This window comes from Clostridium sp. LS3 (genome assembly GCF_055330225.1).
The window spans coordinates 2,521,755-2,541,344 of the sequence record NZ_CM143921.1 but is presented as its reverse complement, the minus strand read 5'-3'; the positions used below and the strand labels follow the sequence as shown (position 1 = coordinate 2,541,344).

General features: G+C 28.3%; 16 protein-coding genes. 14 read left to right on the top strand and 2 right to left on the bottom strand.

The features are described from left to right. The first annotated feature begins 71 nt into the window (after positions 1-71). The 8 genes from hflX (at position 72) to ACZJV1_RS11885 (ending at position 9,009) form a co-directional block, all read left to right on the top strand. Positions 72-1,868 carry a GTPase HflX gene (gene hflX / locus ACZJV1_RS11920; RefSeq protein ID WP_463650260.1) on the top strand — a complete coding sequence of 599 codons (1,797 nt, stop codon included), beginning with the start codon at positions 72-74 and terminating at the stop codon, positions 1,866-1,868. Between the two features lie 37 nt (positions 1,869-1,905). Then, on the top strand, positions 1,906-2,511 hold the full coding sequence (locus tag ACZJV1_RS11915) for a hypothetical protein (RefSeq protein ID WP_463650259.1): 606 nt from the start codon (positions 1,906-1,908) through the stop codon (positions 2,509-2,511). Between the two features lie 68 nt (positions 2,512-2,579). Then, positions 2,580-3,479: a nucleotidyltransferase domain-containing protein gene (locus ACZJV1_RS11910; RefSeq protein WP_463650258.1), complete on the top strand. Its 900-nt coding sequence runs from the start codon at positions 2,580-2,582 to the stop codon at positions 3,477-3,479. Between the two features lie 19 nt (positions 3,480-3,498). Continuing rightward, positions 3,499-4,902 carry a MocR-like pyridoxine biosynthesis transcription factor PdxR gene (pdxR, locus tag ACZJV1_RS11905; RefSeq protein ID WP_460287561.1) on the top strand — a complete coding sequence of 468 codons (1,404 nt, stop codon included), beginning with the start codon at positions 3,499-3,501 and terminating at the stop codon, positions 4,900-4,902. Next, positions 4,899-5,546: a YigZ family protein gene (locus tag ACZJV1_RS11900; RefSeq protein ID WP_463650257.1), complete on the top strand. Its 648-nt coding sequence runs from the start codon at positions 4,899-4,901 to the stop codon at positions 5,544-5,546. Before pdxR ends, ACZJV1_RS11900 begins: the two co-directional genes overlap by 4 nt. 136 nt (positions 5,547-5,682) lie before the next feature. After that, positions 5,683-6,420 carry a YebC/PmpR family DNA-binding transcriptional regulator gene (locus ACZJV1_RS11895; protein WP_411168117.1) on the top strand — a complete coding sequence of 246 codons (738 nt, stop codon included), beginning with the start codon at positions 5,683-5,685 and terminating at the stop codon, positions 6,418-6,420. Between the two features lie 608 nt (positions 6,421-7,028). Next, the gene (locus tag ACZJV1_RS11890; protein ID WP_463650256.1) at positions 7,029-8,321 is read left to right on the top strand and encodes a TrkH family potassium uptake protein; all 1,293 of its coding nucleotides are present in this window, start codon (positions 7,029-7,031) and stop codon (positions 8,319-8,321) included. Positions 8,322-8,334: 13 nt separating this feature from the next. Further along, on the top strand, positions 8,335-9,009 hold the full coding sequence (locus tag ACZJV1_RS11885) for a potassium channel family protein (protein WP_411168115.1): 675 nt from the start codon (positions 8,335-8,337) through the stop codon (positions 9,007-9,009). Between the two features lie 224 nt (positions 9,010-9,233). Here ACZJV1_RS11885 and ACZJV1_RS11880 read toward each other — a convergent pair whose 3' ends face one another. Continuing rightward, positions 9,234-10,952 carry a S8 family peptidase gene (locus tag ACZJV1_RS11880; protein WP_463650255.1) on the bottom strand — a complete coding sequence of 573 codons (1,719 nt, stop codon included), beginning with the start codon at positions 10,950-10,952 and terminating at the stop codon, positions 9,234-9,236. Continuing rightward, positions 10,945-12,810 (bottom strand): S8 family peptidase, encoded by a 1,866-nt coding sequence (locus ACZJV1_RS11875; RefSeq protein ID WP_463650254.1) that lies wholly within the window; start codon positions 12,808-12,810, stop codon positions 10,945-10,947. The genes ACZJV1_RS11880 and ACZJV1_RS11875 overlap by 8 nt, the downstream gene beginning before the upstream one ends. Before the next feature lie 204 nt (positions 12,811-13,014). Between ACZJV1_RS11875 and ACZJV1_RS11870 the strand changes: the two genes are divergently transcribed. The 6 genes from ACZJV1_RS11870 to ACZJV1_RS11845 all read left to right on the top strand — a co-directional run bounded on the left by ACZJV1_RS11870 (position 13,015) and on the right by ACZJV1_RS11845 (position 19,562). Further along, positions 13,015-14,049, top strand: coding sequence for a galactose ABC transporter substrate-binding protein (locus tag ACZJV1_RS11870; RefSeq protein ID WP_463650253.1), 1,035 nt, complete (start codon positions 13,015-13,017; stop codon positions 14,047-14,049). 86 nt (positions 14,050-14,135) lie between these two features. Beyond that, positions 14,136-15,173 carry a galactose ABC transporter substrate-binding protein gene (locus tag ACZJV1_RS11865; RefSeq protein WP_463650252.1) on the top strand — a complete coding sequence of 346 codons (1,038 nt, stop codon included), beginning with the start codon at positions 14,136-14,138 and terminating at the stop codon, positions 15,171-15,173. 72 nt (positions 15,174-15,245) lie between these two features. Further along, positions 15,246-15,383 (top strand): six-cysteine ranthipeptide SCIFF, encoded by a 138-nt coding sequence (gene scfA, locus ACZJV1_RS11860; protein WP_016208429.1) that lies wholly within the window; start codon positions 15,246-15,248, stop codon positions 15,381-15,383. Between the two features lie 72 nt (positions 15,384-15,455). Continuing rightward, positions 15,456-16,811: a thioether cross-link-forming SCIFF peptide maturase gene (scfB, locus tag ACZJV1_RS11855; RefSeq protein WP_463650251.1), complete on the top strand. Its 1,356-nt coding sequence runs from the start codon at positions 15,456-15,458 to the stop codon at positions 16,809-16,811. 87 nt (positions 16,812-16,898) lie between these two features. Next, positions 16,899-18,113: a M16 family metallopeptidase gene (locus tag ACZJV1_RS11850; protein ID WP_463650250.1), complete on the top strand. Its 1,215-nt coding sequence runs from the start codon at positions 16,899-16,901 to the stop codon at positions 18,111-18,113. Positions 18,114-18,140: 27 nt separating this feature from the next. Next, complete coding sequence (locus ACZJV1_RS11845; protein WP_463650249.1) at positions 18,141-19,562, top strand: aminotransferase class I/II-fold pyridoxal phosphate-dependent enzyme; 1,422 nt, start codon at positions 18,141-18,143, stop codon at positions 19,560-19,562. Positions 19,563-19,590 lie beyond the last annotated feature (28 nt).

The following is a 19,590-nucleotide window of genomic DNA, read 5'->3' as shown; positions in this document are numbered from 1 at the left end:
GTTTACAAGAAACTACTAATGGTATAAAATTATATGAAAGTTGTTAATAGTATAAGATGAGGTGGTATTTAATGATATTTGGAAATATAGATGGTATTAAAAAGTCTTATTTAGATGAACTTGAAAGACTTTATAAAGTAAAGGTTTTAAAAGATGAAGTTTGTAGCAGGGAAATAATAGAGATAATATCAAGATTGACATCTATTTTAGAAAGAGAAATTAGCGTTGCAGTAGATAGAAGAGGAAAGGTTGTTTCCATTGCTATTGGTGATTCAACTTCAGTAGAAGTTGCTATGATAGATATAAGAGAAAAAAGATTATCTGGAGTTAGAATTATACATACTCATCCTAATGGTTTTTCAAATTTATCAGCCCTTGATTTATCAGCTCTTTTAAAGTTAAAGCTAGATGCAATAATGGCAATAGGAGTCCATGAGGGCAATATAATAGACTGTTCATTAGGAATGATTACAATAACTAATGATTTATTAGATTATGAAGAAAAATTAAATCTTTCAGTAGACCAAGTACTTTCAATTCATATATTAGATAAAATCCAACATATAGAAAGTATTATAAAAGAAAAAGAAATAGCAGAGGATGAAGGTGAAAAAGCTATCTTAGTGGGATCAGACACTAAGGAAAGCTTAGAGGAACTTAGAGAACTTACAAAAGCCTGTGATATACCTGTATTAGATATGATGTATCAAAGTAGGAGTAAAATTGATCCAGCTTTTTATATAGGTAAAGGAAAAGTTTTAGAAATAGCAAGCTTAAGGCAAAGTAAGCGTGCAAATCTTATAATTTTTGATGATGAGCTTTCAGGGTCTCAAGTTAGAAATCTAGAATCTGCAATAGGAGCGAAAGTAATAGATAGAACAACTTTGATACTAGAAATATTTGCAAGAAGGGCAAGAAGCAAAGAGTCTAAAATTCAAGTTGAGCTTGCACAATTAAAGTACAGATTAGGTAGATTACAAGGTCTTGGAACTGTTTTATCAAGAACAGGTGGTGGAATAGGTACAAGAGGACCAGGAGAAAAGAAATTAGAAACAGATAGAAGACATATAAAAGAAACAATATATGATTTAAATGATGAGCTTAAAAAAATAAAGAAGATAAGAGAAGTTCAAAGGGAAAAAAGAAATAAAGAAAGTATTCCAAAGGTTTCTTTAGTTGGATATACAAATGCGGGAAAATCAACTCTTAGAAATAAGCTTTGTGATGTAGCTGCTCAAAAAGAAATTCAAGGGAAAGAAAAAGTTTTTGAAGCAGATATGTTGTTTGCAACATTAGACATAACTACAAGATCTATAGTATTAAAAAACAAGGGCATAGTTACTATAACAGATACAGTAGGTTTTGTAAGAAAACTTCCGCATGATTTAGTTGAGGCTTTTAAATCAACTTTAGAAGAAGTTATTTATTCTGATTTATTATGTCATGTTGTAGATACAGCTTCAGATTATGCAATTGAACAAATAAAAGCTGTAGAAGAAGTACTAGAAGAGCTTGGAGCAAAAGAAAAAGAAACTATTATTGTTTTAAACAAAATAGATAAGGCTTCAGAAGAACAAATAGAGCAGGTTAAAGAGTCTTTATCTAACTATAAAATAATAGAAATATCTGCTAAAGAAGGGATAGGGTTAGATAATCTTTTAGATTTAATAGAAGAAAATTTACCATATAAAATGAAAAAATGTGAATATCTAATTCCTTACGATAGAAGTGATATAAATTCATATCTTCATAGAAATGGAAGAGTTTTAGAAGAAGATTATAAGGATAATGGAACCTTTATGATAGTTGAGGTAGATGATGAAGTTTACAATAAATCAAATGCTTTTATAATAAAGGTACTTTCTTAAGAATATACTGTAACAAGCAAGTTATGGAGATGATTAAGTGAAGGGCATATTAGATGAAATTTCTATAGATTCTTCAAATAATGAGAAAGATGTAGTTATTCAGACTAGCGAAGTAGCAAATGCGGAAAATAATGCAAATAATACACCGAACAATGTAAATGCCACTCCACAAACACCAAATGATGAACAAATTAATCCTTTAGATGAGAGAGTAGCAAGGATAACAGCATTATCAGCTGCAGTAAATAATATTCAAACAAATGTAGCATCACTACTCATAGGTGGAGAAGAAGAAAGGTTTTTTTATGATAGAAAAGTTAGACCTTTATTAGATGAAGTATATTTTTTATCCTTATCAGCACAAGGTATATCTATAGCAGCTCAAAATTTACAGTCTAACGCTTATGCAAAAAAAAGACAGATGAAATTATCAGTAGACTTAACTTATGAAATAATAAAGGAAACTTATTGCATGTTAGATACTTTAAAGAAAAGAAATGCTATATATAGAAGAGTAGTTGAAGATGATATAGAAAGATGTGGAGGATTACCTAGCAACTATAAGTCATGTTTTGATGATTTAGATGAATATGATAAATACTATACTAATAATGAAAAAGATGAAGACTGTGATAAAGATTAGACTTTATTACAGTTTTTTTATATAATTAATTGTAATAATACAATAATATATAAATAGGGGGATAAGGTGTGGCAAAAGCAATAATAGATTACCAAAATGCTTATAAAGAAATTACAGAAATTCTTATAAAAAATAAAAATATTTTAGCTATATTTGTATTTGGTAGCATGGTTACTGGTGACCTATGGGAAGAATCAGATATAGATTTATTTGCAATATACAAGGATAATTTTCAAGAAGTTAGAGATGTATATTCAGAAATTATGGGAATACCCATACATATAAAATTTCTAAGTAAAGAAGCTTTTAAAAAAGACTATTATGAATCAGGAAAAAGAGGTGTAGTAAGAAATTCATTATTATCATCAAAACTTATATATTCAATAGATCATGAAATATCTGAATTATACCAAAAAGCTTTATATACTATAGATTCGGATAAAGGAAGATGGAATTTAGTTTATTTAGGCAATCTTTTAAAGGAAATAGGAGTATGTAAGAAGTATTTAAGTACAGGAGGAAGCTATACGTCATATGAACTTCTTATAAGGGCTTTAGACAATTTTTCAAAGCTTTACTTAAGTATTAACGGATATTCTGTTAGCAAAGATTCATTAAATATGGCATGTAACTTAAATGATGAGTTAAATGAAAAAGTTAGAAATTTATTTTATATGGAAATGAATGATGAGAATATAAAAAGTGTACTAACCTATATAGAAACGTATCTAGATTACAATATAGAAAAAGCTTCAAAAGAAATACTAGAATTTTTAAGAGAGAAAGATCATCCTTTAAGTGCTTATGAGATTAAGAATGATAAGTATTTTGTGAATTTTGATGTTAAAGCAGAAGATATTTTAAAAGTACTATGTAAAAATAGTATGGTAATTAAGAGTAAAAGAGAGTTTAGAGATTCTTATGGGAGTTTACTAGCAATGGAAAATGTTTATAGCTATAAAGATTAAATAAAGCTTTGGGGGAAATATGAAAGACATTTTTAATATATCGTTTGAAGAGGATATTCCTAAATATATACAAATAGCTAATTATATAAAAAAGTTAATAGATAACAAAGATATAAATGATGGAGAAAAATTACCTACTATAAGAGACTTGGCTAATAATTTACGGGTGAACAATGTAACCATAGTAAATGCATATAAAAAGTTAAAAGGAGATGGATATGCATATCAAAAGGTTGGTTCGGGGACATATGCTAAAAGAAAAGAAATAATATCAATGTTTAGTAGAGAATATTCTAGGATATTTAAAAGCTTATTACCTAATGATTTAGAAAATATTATAGACTTTTCTGGAGAAACAAATACAGAAGTTTATTTTCCTATAAAAGAGTTTAAAAATGTAATAAATGAAGTATTAGATAGAGACGGAGCTAATGCCTTAATAATGAAAGAACCACTTGGCTATGAAAAGCTCAGAAGAACTATAAATAAGTCATTTTGGAATAGTGAGTTAGATTTAAATAATATATTAATTGTTTCTGGTGCACAACAAGGAATAGATATAGCCTCTAAAGCAATAGTTAATATAAATGATAATGTTATAGTAGAAAGACCAACTTATGGCGGAGCTATTTCTGTATTTAAATGGAGAAGAGCTAATATATTTGAAGTAGAAATAAAAGAAGATGGAATAGACTTAGTAGCATTTGAAGAGATATTAAAGAAAAATAAAATTAGTTGTTTTTATACAATGAGTTATTTTCATAATCCTACAGGTATAAGCTATAGTCTTGAAAAAAAGTTAAGATTACTAGAATTAGCTAAAAAATATGACTTTTATATTATAGAAGATGATTACTTATCAGAACTTATATATGATAATAATATAATTCATGAACCTTTGAAAAAATTAGATAAATATGAAAGAGTAGTTTATATAAAGAGCTTCTCAAAAATATTTTTACCTGGGATAAGGCTTGGATACATGGTTATACCAGATTCATTTACAGAAAGTATGCAAACATCTAAGATTAATACAGATATTGCAACATCTAGTCTTATGCAAAGAGCATTAGAGCTATATATAAGAGAAGGGTATTGGAAAGAGCACATAGCTTATCAATGTAAAGAATATAAGTCAAAATATGAAATTATGAAAAATATAATTGAAAATGAATTATTAGATAAAGTAACATATATGGATCCTAAAGGGGGACTTTATTTTTATATAAAGTTGAAAGATAAAAATTTAACATCAAAGGAGCTTTTTTATAAGCTAAAGAAAAAGAATGTTTATATTACACCAGGAGTAATATTTTTCAAAGATTCAAATAGGGGAGATTATTTTTTTAGAATTAGTTTCTCACAAGTAAGCAAAGAAAAAATAGTAAAAGGGATAAAAATAATAAAGGAGGAGCTTAAATGAGTTACATTACTATAAGAGATTTTGGAGAAGATGAATTTATAGAAAAAAAGTCAGAGTTTATAGGTTATGCAAAGAGATGTGAAAGTGAAGAAGAAGCAAAAGCTTTTATAGCAGAAATTAAGAATAAACACAAGCAGGCTACTCATAATTGTTGGGCATATGTTATAGGGGAAAATATGGGGATTCAGAGATATAGTGATGATGGAGAGCCACAAGGAACAGCTGGAATACCAATATTAGAAGTAATGAAAAAAAGTAATGTAACAGACTGTGCAATTGTAGTAACAAGATATTACGGTGGCATTTTATTAGGGGCAGGTGGACTTACAAGAGCATATACAAAAGGTGCTTCTATTGCGCTTAAAGCAGGTGGAGTAGTAGAAAAAGTACAAGGAATAAGATTATTGTTTAATATGGACTACGATATGTTAGGAAAGGTTCAATATATATGTAATGAAAATAATTGGTATATAGAGGATACTGAATATACAGATAAAGTTGTAGTTCATATATTAGCTGAAGTAGAATCATCTAAAAATATAGAAAATGAAATGATTGAGTTAACTAATGGTAAGATATCAGTAAATAAAAGAGATGAAGGAATTTATTTTAAGGAAGAAAATAGATTATATAAAATAATTTAAATTCTTTTATATAAGAGCCAGTTCTCTATTTGAAGACTAGTTTTATTAACAATGAATATTTGTCATGATAATATAATTGTGTTATAATTCCAATATGTTTACAAAAATTTTTCGATAGATGTTGGGAGGAATAAAAATGTCAGGACATTCAAAATGGCATAATATACAAAACAAAAAAGGAAAAGCAGATGCTAAAAGAGGAAAGGTCTTTACAAAGTTAGGTAAAGAAATAGTTATTGCAGTTAAAAATGGTGGTCCTGTGCCCGACACTAACCCAAAATTAAGAGATGTAATTGCAAAAGCAAAGGCAGCAAACATGCCTAATGATACAATAACAAGATCTATAAAAAAAGCTTCAGGAGAACTTGCATCAGTAAATTATGAAAAAATAGTTTATGAAGGTTATGGTCCATCAGGAGTAGCTGTAATAGTTGAAACTTTAACAGATAATAAAAATAGATCAGCAGGAAATGTAAGAAGTGCCTTTACAAAAGGTGGTGGTAACATGGGAGCAACAGGATGTGTTAGCTTTATGTTCCAAGAAAAAGGTGAAATTGTTATTGAAAGAGAAGATAAAGATGAAGATGAGGTAATGATGTTAGCTTTAGATGCTGGTGCAGAAGATTTCGCAGCAGAAGAGGAAGTGTTTATCGTTACTACTACACCAGAAGATTTTAGTACAGTGATGGAAGCATTAGAAGCAGAAGGATTAGAATTCTTAGAAGCAGAAGTTAAAATGATACCAGATACATATACTGCTATAAATGAAGATGATGCTAAGAAGTTCCAAAAGATGTTAAACCTTCTTGATGATGACGATGATGTTACAGATGTTTATCATAATGCAGAATTCCCTGAAGGATGGGAAGAATAGAAGAATATTAAGGCTTTAGGTAAGTACATGTAGTTTACTAAAGTATGATGTGCGTATTTTTAAGTAAAGTTTTATGATATATGAATACTTTCTTATCAATTTAAATATTGGTAAGAAGGTATTTTTTTACTCTATAGGAAATTATATTTTTAAAATTTGTAGATAAATTATTTATATAATATAAGTTATTAAAGTTAGTACTATAGAGTAGAAAATAGAATAAAGTGCGCGTGCAAGAGTTTACCTCAGGCAAGCTTCTGGCACTAAGTAGTTTAACTTCAACTAACCAAATATAAAATTTGGAGTGTCATTTAAATGCACATGCGCGAAAAAAGTCGACGGCTTGGCAAGCTTGCCTTGGCGACTTTTTTATTATAAAACATTATTTACCAGAACACTTATTAATTAATATATGCATATATTTGAAGTATTTTATAAATATAAGCTAACTAGAGCGTGATATTTGATTATAGATGACTTTTTAATGGAATATGTATATAAATAACTGAATTGACAGTATATATTGATTTATATATAATTAATCATAAAAATCTTGGTTACTAATTGTAATTAAGGGATATATTGTATCCAAGAGGGAGTGGACTTTAATGAAATTAATGAAAAAAATTAAACCAGGAAGAATTATTGTATTGGGATTTTTAACTGTAATTTTACTAGGAGCTATATTATTAAAGCTTCCAATATCAATAAATGATGGAGTTGAAGTTTCTTTTGTAGATGCTTTATTTACATCAACTAGTGCAGTTTGTGTAACTGGATTAATAGCTGTGGATACAGCTGATACATTTACTGTATTTGGACGAACTGTTGTAGCTTTATTAATACAAATAGGAGGTCTTGGGGTTACATCTGTTGGCGTTGGATTTATTTTACTAATGGGGAAAAAGGTTAGTATAAAAGAAAGAACTCTTATAAAGGAGGCTATGAATTTAGATTCAATGAAAGGACTTGTAAAATTAGTCAAGTCAGTTTTAATGATGACGTTGATATTTGAAACTATTGGAGCAATATTAAGTTATATAGTATTTTCAAAGGATTATTCACCAATGGATGCCTTAGGTATTAGTGTATTTCACTCAATCGCGGCATTTAATAATTCAGGGTTTGATATACTAGGAGGGTTAAGAAACTTAATACCTTATCAAAATAATGTACTGTTAAATTTAACTACTTGCGGATTAATTATATTTGGTGGATTAGGATTTTTAGTAATTAAAGAGATAATTCTAAAGAAGTCTTTTAAGAAGTTTAGTTTACATACAAAAGTAGTTCTTACTATGACAGGAATATTATTATTAGGGGGAACTATACTTTTAAAACTTACAGAAGATATATCATGGCTTGGAGCATTCTTCTTTAGTACATCTGCTAGAACAGCTGGATTTAGCACTTATTCATTAGGAAACTTTACAAATGCAGCATTATTTGTATTAGTTGTTTTAATGTTTATAGGAGCATCCCCAGGATCAACTGGAGGAGGAATAAAGACAACTACTTTTTTTACGTTATGTAGAAGTATTTATAGTACATCTACCAATAAACATTGCACTGCATTTAAAAGAAAAATTTCTACTAATATAGTGTTTAAAGCTTTTAATATTACTTTGCTAGCTATGTTTGTTGTATGTATGGGAACATTTATATTAAGTATATTAGAGCCTAATTATACTTTTATGCAATTGTTATTTGAGGTAACCAGTGCTTTTGGCACTGTAGGGTTGTCAACAGGAATAACTCCTGATCTTACTGATTTAAGTAAGATTATTATTTCATTAATTATGTTTATAGGAAGATTAGGGCCAATGACAATAGCAACTATTTGGTCTTTTAGGGAAGCATCAAATGCTTATTTTTCAGAAGAAGCAGTTATAATAGGATAGGAGAGAGAAATATATGTTTAATCATAGGTTTGTAGTAGAGTTTGGGATAATTGGTATAGGAAGATTTGGATTTGCACTTGCAAGAACATTAATAGAAGCTGGAAAGGAAGTCATAGTTTTAGATAGTGATGAAAATAAGATAAAACAAATTAGATCACTTACAGAAAATGCATTTGTAGTTAATAATCTAGATAAAGAAACTTTAGAAGAGACTGGTATTCAAAATTGCGAAACTGTATTTGTATGTATAGGTGAAAAGATAGATGTAAGTATATTAACTACGTTAAATGTTATTAATATGGGTGTAAATAGAGTTATTTCTAAAGCAACAACTTATGAGCAAGGTTGTGTTTTAAGGAAAATAGGTGCTGAAGTTGTATATCCAGAAAATGATATGGCTATAAGAATTGCAAATAGATTGTTAAATGAGGAAGCTTTGGAGTTTATTGAATTAAATAATGATATTCATATAGAGGAATTAAAAGTAACCTCTAAGATAGATGGAAAGACAATACTAAAATCTAAAATACGTAATGATTTTAACTTGAATATTATAGCTTTAGAAAGAGGAGAAGAAACTATAATAGAAGTTGATCCAAATTATATTTTAAGAGAAAATGATTTAATTGTAGTTATAGGAAAGAAAAATAATATAAGAAATTTTGAAGAATATTTAAATAGTAAATAATCAAAATAATAAGGTCTATTTTTATGGACCTTATTATTTAAAAAATATAATAAAAAAGAGTGACTTGCCCAAATCACTCTCCACAACTATATTGTGTGTTGTTTTTTCACTCCTCTTGGAAGATACTAAAACGTATTTTTATAATATCAATATATTATGTATCTTTCAATAGGATTTTAATTTTAAATTATGAAAAAAGTATATATATTATAATTTATAGTATATTAAGTTATATTTTGGAACATTACAAAAATATTAAGTATTCCAAATCCCCACTGGGGGTTTGGATATATGTCTCCAGGCCTTGGACTCACCCCTCTAGCTAAATAAGCTTTTATAGTTTGTGCATACATATTTGGGTTATTACCTTGAACATCACCCCATTCAAATAGCATTGAACATGCTCCAGCAACTATTGCAGCAGCTACACTAGTACCATTTACAATAGCTGTTTTATTGTTAGGAGCAACTGTAAGGGCATTTACTCCACCAGCAGCAACATCTATAACACCTGCATAATTAGTATTAAAGGCCATACCAGAATAATTTAATATATTATTATTATTTTGATTGTATGCAGCAACAGTTACTAGAACTGTAGAGTTCCCAGGACTAGTAATAGTACCATAAGGATCTGCAGGAATAAAATGAGTACCACCAACAGATATACCTTCTTGAGGGATCCATGCATTAAAGACTCCATCTAAAATAAGATCTCCAATTACTCTAAATATCCATATACCAGGTTGTAGCTTAGTAAAACGAACTCTTATTAATTGATAACCTGAGCTTTCTTCAGGAATATAGTAATTAACCTTTACTTCTGTTTTTTCAAATAGGAAGGTATAAGTTGTAGTTGTATTTATTAAATGATTTATTACACCAGTGTTTTCTCCAGAAGGAGATATAATGTCAAGGGATATTATATTAGGAGGTTCAGTCCAAATTTCAACTATTATATTTTCTTGTTCTGGAGATACATCTAATTCTATTGTTTTAGTGGGTTCACTAGTGGAAAGTATCCCAGAAGCATGGCCGCCAGAAGCACGTTCATTACCAGTTCCAGTAACAACAACTATGCCATTAATCAAACAAATGCTATCTATATATCTTGATAATAAATCATTACCTTTATGAGTTCCTAAGCTGGTCCCAAGAGGGAAATATATGACCATAGGAAAATTAGACATTAATTCATACTTATATAAAAAATTTAATGCAAAAAAAGCTGATGTTACATTATAAGTAGGTACCTTTACATTAAATTGCTTTTGAAATCCGTAGTCTTCAATGAGTTTAACTACAACGAATTTACAATTAGGTACAACTCCTTTTAATTGAGGGTTTTTACCAGTAGATCCGATTATTCCAGTCATTTCAGTTCCATGGCCAATTTCATCTTTACTAGGAACTATGCTATAAGGATCTCCACCTGATCTAGATAAATTTATTGCTTCTTGTATATCTTCTTTAGAATAAGTTACTCCAAATGGAACCTTAATACGATTAGGTCTATCAATAAAATCAAGAGTTTGATCCCAAATATATTCGATTCTAGTATTTCCTTCATAATCCATAAATTCTTCATTTAAATAGTCTATTCCAGTATCTATAATTGCCACAAGGGTGTTTCTGCCAGTTAAGTTCAAAGGAAGATTTAGTTGTAAAAAGCTTGCTTGGGATGCTTCAAGTGGAGATATTTCTTGGAGTGTATACATGTCATAAGGTTTAATAGCTACAATAGTGCTAAAATAAGGAAGCTCTGATATCTCTTGAACCTCTTCAGGCAAAGAAATTATAGCATATCTATCATTAATAATGTTTACATAATAAGTAGGATAATTTGAAAATTCCTTTTCAATATCACCCTGATATTGAACAACATAATGAGAATAAGTTGGATCTTTAAAAATATTTTCTTTAATTGGTGGATTTCTATTCATCTAAAACCTCCAGCATATTTCTAGGAATTCTTACAACTAATTTATTAATATTAAACTCTAAAAATTCATTTTTGAAGTCAGTACTTCTATTTGAATTATTTAAAGAATTTCTTAAATTACTATATATTCCTCCTATAACATTAAATGTACCAAGTAAGTTAAATTCACCAAAACCTGTTTCTCTATTTGGAAATTTATAAATTTCGTTCCTAGTTGCACCATAGAGCAAATAACTTCGAATTTTTGTAGAATACATAGTTGGATCATTTTTTTTAACAACTCCCCATTCTAAGAGAAGAGCACAAGCACCAGCAACTATAGAAGCAGCAGCAGAACTACCAGATAGTGTAGTAACTTTTCCAGAAGTATCTATAGTTAAAACATTAATTCCTATTGTAGCTATATCAGGATTTATTAAACCATTAGTATTAAATCCTTTGCTAGAAGAAGCAACAATAGAATTGTTAGGTCCTAAATATGCTACAGTAACAACACCTCTAGCTGTAGCTGGAACGGTAACAGTACTAAAGGGATTGGGATTTAAAAATACTAAACCTTCTGGTAGTGTATTATGTGCAGGTAACCATATATGGTAGCTTCCATCTATAATATAAAATCCTATTAATTCTATTCTCCATATTCCTGAACGTATATTTCGAAATGCTACGTTTATAACTTCATGGCCAGTAAAATTTTCTGGAGTAAAGTATCTAATGGTAACTTCTGTATTTGTAAATACAAATTTATATGTTTCGACTTTATTAGTTTTTGGCTTTATTATTTTAGTAGATTCACCACTAGGAGATACTATATTTATAGATGCACTATTAGGAATTCGAATCCATATATTAAAAGTAAGACGCGTTAAATCTCTTGGCACATTTAGTTCTTGAACAGAAACATCTCCTACATGTTTCATGTTTCCAGAAACATGACCTTGTGCAGCACCTTCGTTACCTCCTCCAGCAACTAAGCATATACCTCTTAAACCACCAAATTGAGATAAATATCTAGATGTTAAGCTACTACCGTCATGAGCACCTTCTGTAGAAGAAACTCCAAGATACATAACCATAGGTCTATTTAATCTAAAAAATTCACTTTTTAAGAACTCTAATGCAGATACAAGTTCGGAAATATTATAAACAGGAGGAGGAACTAAACCATTTTCACGTATTATTTTTTTAAAGTTTGTAGATTCAAAAAGTTTTACCACAATAAAATCACAGTCATGTGCAACTCCTTGAATTTCACTAGTATAGCCTCTAGCACCAATTATTCCAGCAACTTTTGTTCCATGGCCAACTTCATCTTTTGAAGGAACAATGGCATAGGGGTCTTGGTTATTTTTAGAAGCCAGTATTGCAGAATTAATTTCTTCGTTAGAGTACTTTTGACCTATATATAAATCATTATTTGGCTTAGAAAATTCAGGGTGTTCATATTCGTTTATACTTTGATCCCAAATACTAAGAATTCTAGAGGTGCCATCTTCTCTAATAAACTCAGGATTTAAATAATCTATTCCCGTGTCAACAATTCCAACTACAACACCTTTACCTGTTAAGTCTAAATAAGGATTTATCTTTATATTATTTATGTTATCAGCATAGGAAGGTGAAATATCCTGCAAAACTGCCCCAGAACGGAAATCAACATAAACTATAGATGGTACATCTTTTCTTAATCTACTTAAATCATCTTCACGAACTGCAATTACTCCGATTGTATTTGTAATGATAGCCCCACAAGCGTAAGATACCTTATCTATTTGTTCTTTAAAATTTCCACGATATTGGATTAAGTAATTTCCTGCATTAGGATCATAAAATAAACTACATTGTTTTCTACTATTCATATATAGACTCCTAAAATATAATTATTGACCTTATATAATATGTATATTATATAAGGTCAATAATTATAATCCATTAATGATTTTAAATAATAAAAATTAAAAATAGTATTAAATAGATATATATGATCTATACTATATTTAAAGATTTAGATTACTTTGAAGAAAAATTATTATAAGATGACATAGATTTAATATGGAGGAAAAATGAAAAAGTTATTTATATTTAATATTATTATTTTAATAATTTTAATAACAGGTACTAATAAAATTAGAGCTATAGAGATAGAGAAAGCTCCTATAAAAATAGGAGTATTATTATACAGAGAGGATGATTACTATATTTCTTCATTAAAAAATGACTTATTAAAAATAGAAAATGAAAATAAGGATAAGGTAGACTTTATATTTTATGATGGAAAAGGAAATCAAGAATTACAAAATCAACAAATAGATGAAGTTATAAACGAGAAGTTAGACCTTATATTATTAGATCTGGTAGATGTAAAAAAATCATGTTTACCAGTAAATAAAGCAAAAGAAAATAATATACCTATAATATTTTTTCATAGGGAACCTTCTTCAATGGATTGTATTAAGTCCTATGGAAAATCTTTATATATAGGAACAGATGCTTGTGACTCAGGAAATATACAAGGACAAATGATAATTGATGAATGGAAAAATAAAAACATAATAGATAAAAATTCTGATAATATTATAGACTATGTTTTATTAAAGGGAGAAAAAGATAATTTAGATGCACAAGCTAGAAGTCGTTGCGTTATAAAAACTATTAAAGACAGTGGAATAAGAACTAATGAAATTGCATCAGAATATTGCAATTGGGAAAAAGAATGTGCAAAAATTAAAGTGCAAGAATTAGTTACAAGATATGGAGATACCATAGAACTGATAATTTCTAATAACGATGAAATGGCAATAGGAGCTATTATGGCTCTTCAAGAAATGGGATATAATAAGGAAGGTTCTAAAAAGCATATTGCAGTGGTAGGTATAGATGGAACAGAAGAAGCAAAAAAATTAATAAAAGATGGCTTTATGACAGGTACAGTTATACAAGATTCTGAAGGAATGGCAAAAGCACTTTATACAATAGGAATGAATTTAGTTCAAGGAAAAGAACCATTAAAGGATACAGAATATAAATTTGATGAAACAGGAGTAAGAGTTATGATACCTTATGGTAATTACATAACAAAAAATTCACTAAAATCATAAATGAAAAATAGTAATATTAATAATTTTTAATTATAAATTAACTTATGATTAAAGTAAATTTATATGTGATATATAGGGAGGAGAAAATGAAGAAGATAGTATTATTAAGTAGCATTATTATACTTATGATTATTGGAATATATAGTATTAATATAAATGCTACTATTAGTAATAAAGCCCCTATAAAAGTAGGCGTATTACTATATAAAGAAGAGGACTATTTTATTTCTTTAGTAAGAGATGCTTTGCTAAAAATAGAAAATGATAATAAAGATATAGTAGATTTTATATTTTATGATGGAGAAGTAAATCAAGAATTACAAAATAAGCAAATTGATGAGGTTATAAATAATAAAGTAGATCTTATGCTAGTAAATATTGTAGATGTAAACCAATCAGATACTGTAATAAATAAAGCAAAAGAAAATAACATACCCATAATATTTTTTAATAGGGAACCATTATCCTTAGATGGTATTAAATCTTATGGTAAATCTTTATATATAGGAACGAAAGCTTGTGAATCAGGGAATTTACAAGGAGAAATAATAGTAAAAGAATGGAATAATAAAAATATAATAGATAGAAATGGAGATAACAAAATACAATATGTATTATTACAGGGAGATAAGAATAATTTAGAAGCACAATATAGGAGTGAATGTGTTATAAGCACAATAAATCAAAAAGGAATTAAATCTAGTAAACTAGCATCAGAGTTTTGTAATTGGGATAAAGATTGTGCAAGAATTAGAGTAGAATCATTACTTTTAGGATATGGAGATACCGTAGAATTAATAATTTCTAACAATGATGAAATGGCAATAGGAGCTATTATGGCACTTCAAGAAAGAGGATATAATATGGGAGATCCTAATAAATATATTCCAGTTGTAGGTGTAGATGGTATAGATGAGGCAAAAAGATTAATAGAAAATGGGCTTATGACAGGAACTGTAATACAAGATGCAGAGGGAATGGCTAAAGCTCTTTATAGAATAGGAATGAATTTAGCGCAAAACAAGAAAGCACTAAGTGATACAGAGTATGAATTTGATTCAACAGGTGTAGGAGTTAGAATACCATATAAGGGTTACATAATAAGAAATTCACCAAATCTATAAATTTTATCTTTAATAAGTAAAATTTTTATGATATAATCGTGGAGTATTTTGGAAGAATGGGGGAGTATAATCATGAAACATATCAAGACAATCAATAAGACTAATATTAAAAACAGCCTAGTAAAACCTGGTTGTAAAGAATGTGCTAACTCATGTCAATCAGCTTGCAAAACTTCATGTACAGTTGCAAACTTAGAGTGTGAAAACTAATTAACAAGAAGCGGCAACAATTAAGTTGCTGCTTACTTTTTAGTTGAAGCAAAGCTTTTGGAGGGATGGAAAATGTCTTTAATACACAAATTTAAACAAGGCGACAATTATTTTGTATTAGATGTAAATACAGGAGCAGTTCATATAGTAGACGAGCTAGTATATGATTTAGTACATGATGATGGAATGAAAGATAAAGAAGAAACATTAAAGCTTTTATGTAATAAATATGAAAGAGATACGATTATAGAAGCCTATGATGAAATAATGGAGCTTGTAAAAGATGGGTTATTATATTCAGAAGATAAATATGAAGATATAGCTCATGGATCAATGGATGATAGAGATTATATAAAGGCAGTATGTCTAAATATAATTCATGGATGTAATTTAAGATGCAAGTATTGCTTTGCAGATGAAGGGGAATATAATGGACATAAAGGAGTTATGTCTGTAGAAACTGCTAAAAAAGCAATAGAATATGTAGTTAAAAGAAGTGGTCCAAGAAGGAATATAGAAATAGATTTATTTGGTGGAGAACCAACTATGATTATGGATACTGTAAAAGAAATAATACAGTATGCTAGAGAAAATGAAAAAGAGTGGAAGAAAAATATAAGATTTACAATGACTACTAATGCTACTCTTTTAAATGATGAAATGATGGATTTCATGGATAAAGAAATGGGAAATATCATACTTTCATTAGATGGTAGAAAATGTGTTAATGATAATGTAAGAATAAAAGTTGATGGAAGTGGATCTTATGATGATATACTTCCAAATATAAAGAAAATGATTAAAAAGAGAACGCCTGGTAAAATGTATTATGTTAGAGGAACATTTACAAGAGCAAATACTGATTTCTTTGAAGATGTGATGGCTATGGTAAATGAAGGCTTTGATGAGGTTTCTATTGAACCAGTTGTTTTAGAAAAGGGACATCCTCTTGCATTAAGAGAAGAAGATTTACCAGAAATAATGAAGAATTATGATAAGCTATATGAAGATATGGCAAGAAGAAAAAGAGAAAAAAATGGAGAATATAATTTCTATCATTTTAACGTAGATCTTAATGGAGGTCCTTGTGTTTACAAGAGAATTTCAGGTTGTGGAGCAGGTTTTGAGTATGTAGCAATAACACCACAAGGAGATGTATATCCATGTCATCAATTTGTAGGAAAAGAAGAATTTAAGCTTGGAAGTATATATGATGATACATACAACAAAGATCTTGGCAAAGAATTTAAAAAAGCTCATATATATAATAAGCCTAAATGTAGAGATTGCTGGGCAAGATTCTATTGTAGTGGAGGATGCCAAGCAAATAATTTTAGCTTCAATGGAGATATGAAAATACCTTATGAAGTTGGTTGTAAAATGCAAAAGAAGAGAATTGAATGTGCAATTGCTTTAAAGGCAGAATAATTTTAAATAGAAAAGTTGGTATTTGAGTATGTTCAAATACCAACTTTTTATATTATTATATAATTAATAAAATTATAGGGGGACCTTATGAAATATAAATTAATAAATAATTTAGAAGTTATATATAAAAGAACAACATCAATGTTAACATCTATCTGTATATCAATAGATGCAGGAGCTTGTAAGGAAAAAGAGTTACTTGGTTTAGCTCACGCAACAGAACATATGATTTATAAGGGAACAAATAAAAGAAGTGAAGAGGAAATAAATAAAGCCTTAAGTCAAACTTTTGGATTCCAAAATGCAATGACCAATTATCCATATGTTATTTATTATGGAACTATGTTAAAGGAAGACTTTGAAAAAGGAGTAGAAATATTTTCAGATATAATTTTAAGACCAAAATTCTCTACAAAAGGCTTTAAGGAAGAAATGGATGTAATAAAAGAAGAGTTAAAAGAATGGGATGAAGATCTTGAGCAATATTGTGAAGATAAATTATTTTTTAATAGTTTTAATGATAGAAGAATAAAGTATCCAATAATAGGAACAGAAGAAAGTTTGAAAAATATAACCTTAAAGGATTTAAAAGATTTTTATCAAAGCAATTACTTGCCAAGTAAAACTTCTATAGCTGTAGTATCTTCTTTAGATTTTAATGAAGTTACAGAGATAATAGAAAAGTATTTTCAAGATTGGAAAAGAAAGAATAATGACACAGATAAAGAGATTATTTATGAGAAACCCAATGCAACTACTTATAAAGACTTAAAAGAAGGAACAAATACCTGTAAAGTTGAGATTATATTTCCAATAGATGAGCTAAGCAATAAGGAAATTAAGGCATTAAGAATATTTAATGAGTATTTTGGAGAAGGAGTAGATTCGTTGCTATATGATAGGTTAAGGACAAAGAATGGACTTGTTTATGATGTTTTAACTAAAATAGCTTTTGAAAAATATATAAAACTTTATAAAATTAATTTTAGTACTTCTAAGGAAAACTTAGAGAAATCATTAGATTTAATAGATGAGTGTATAAAAGATATAGATAGATTTAAAGAAGAAATAACAAAAGAAGACTTAGCTATATTTATAAAGACAATGAAACTTAAAAGGCTGTTTAGGGAAGAACAAAATATAATACTAGCAAAGGAATTATCTACTTACAATACTATGTTTAGAGATGAAAATATTTACCTAGAAGAATTTAATGAAATAGATAATATAGATAAAAGTTTTATATATGAAGTTGTAAAAAAGGTATTTAACTCAAAGACTATAGAGATAGTATGTAGCTGAATTAAAGGTATTAGTGAGGAGAAATAGATGAGAAAAGCACCTTTATTAGAAGAATTATTAAAATATCATAAAGAAAATAATTTAATTTTATCTATGCCAGGAAATAAAAGTGGAAAAGCATTTTTAAGAGACGATTTAGGAAAAGAATTTATGTATAATCTTGGGAAGTTAGATATAACTGAAGTAGATCCATTGGATAACTTGCATTGTCCAGAGGGTGTTATAAGAGAATCAGAAAATCTTTTAGCAGAAACTTATAAGGTTAAAAAAGCATATTTCGTTGTAAACGGAAGTTCAGCTGGGAATTTAGCTTCGATATTTTCAGCTTTTAAAGAAGGTGATGAAATATTAGTAGAGAGGAATTGTCACAAATCAATTTATAATGGAATTATTTTAAGAAAGCTTAAAGTGATTTATATTGATGCTGTAGTTGATGATAATTTAGGAATATTTTTACCTCCAACAGAAGATGAAATAAATGAGGCTTTAAAAAAATCAACTAAACCAAAGGGAATAATACTTACAAGTCCAAATTATTTTGGAATATCTTATAATATAGAAAAAACTATAAAATCCTTAAAGGAAAAAGGTTTAAAAGTAATAATTGATAGTGCACATGGAGCCCATTTTGGAGTAAATAAAAGTTTACCTAAGTCCTTAGCTAAACTTGGAGACTATGTTGTATTAAGTGCACATAAAACTTTGCCAAGCTTAACACAAGGAGCTTATTTATTAGTAAATAATGATGAAGGTAATATAGAATTTTACTTAAGAGCCTTTATGACAACCTCTCCTTCCTACTTAATAATGGCATCTTTAGACTATGGAAGATATTATTTAGATAATTATGGGGATAAGGATTATGGTACTCTTATAGAGGTAGCAGAAAATTGGAAAGATAAAATAAGTTTCTTAAACAAAGTAGAAATAATAAGTGATTATAACTTGAAAAAAGGTTATACAATTGATAAAAGTAGATATTTAATGATTTTAAAAGATGGATATAGTGGACATAAGCTTTTGGATTATTTAAGATACAATAAAATACAAGCTGAGATGAGTTTCTCTAGAGGGGTAGTTTTAATTCTTTCTCCATCAAACACAGTAGAAGATTTAGAAAGAATATACTTGGCTATAGAAAAGCTAGACTTAAACCTTTTAAAGGTAGGTAAAGAAAATACAAATTATACAAGTATATCACCAATTAAAAAACTAGAACCATATGAAGTATTTACTTTAAAAGACATAATTATTAATATTGAAGAGTCTGTAGGAAAAGTTGCTAAGGAAGCCATAATACCATACCCACCAGGAATTCCTTTAATTTGTCCTGGAGAAATAATTACAAAAAAAGCTATAAATATAGTAAATGAATATATAAGCAACAATTTAACCGTAATTGGAGTAATAGATAGTAAGGTGAAAATAGTAGATATAAATGAGAATTAAGACTAAATTTGAAGAAATTTATAAAATA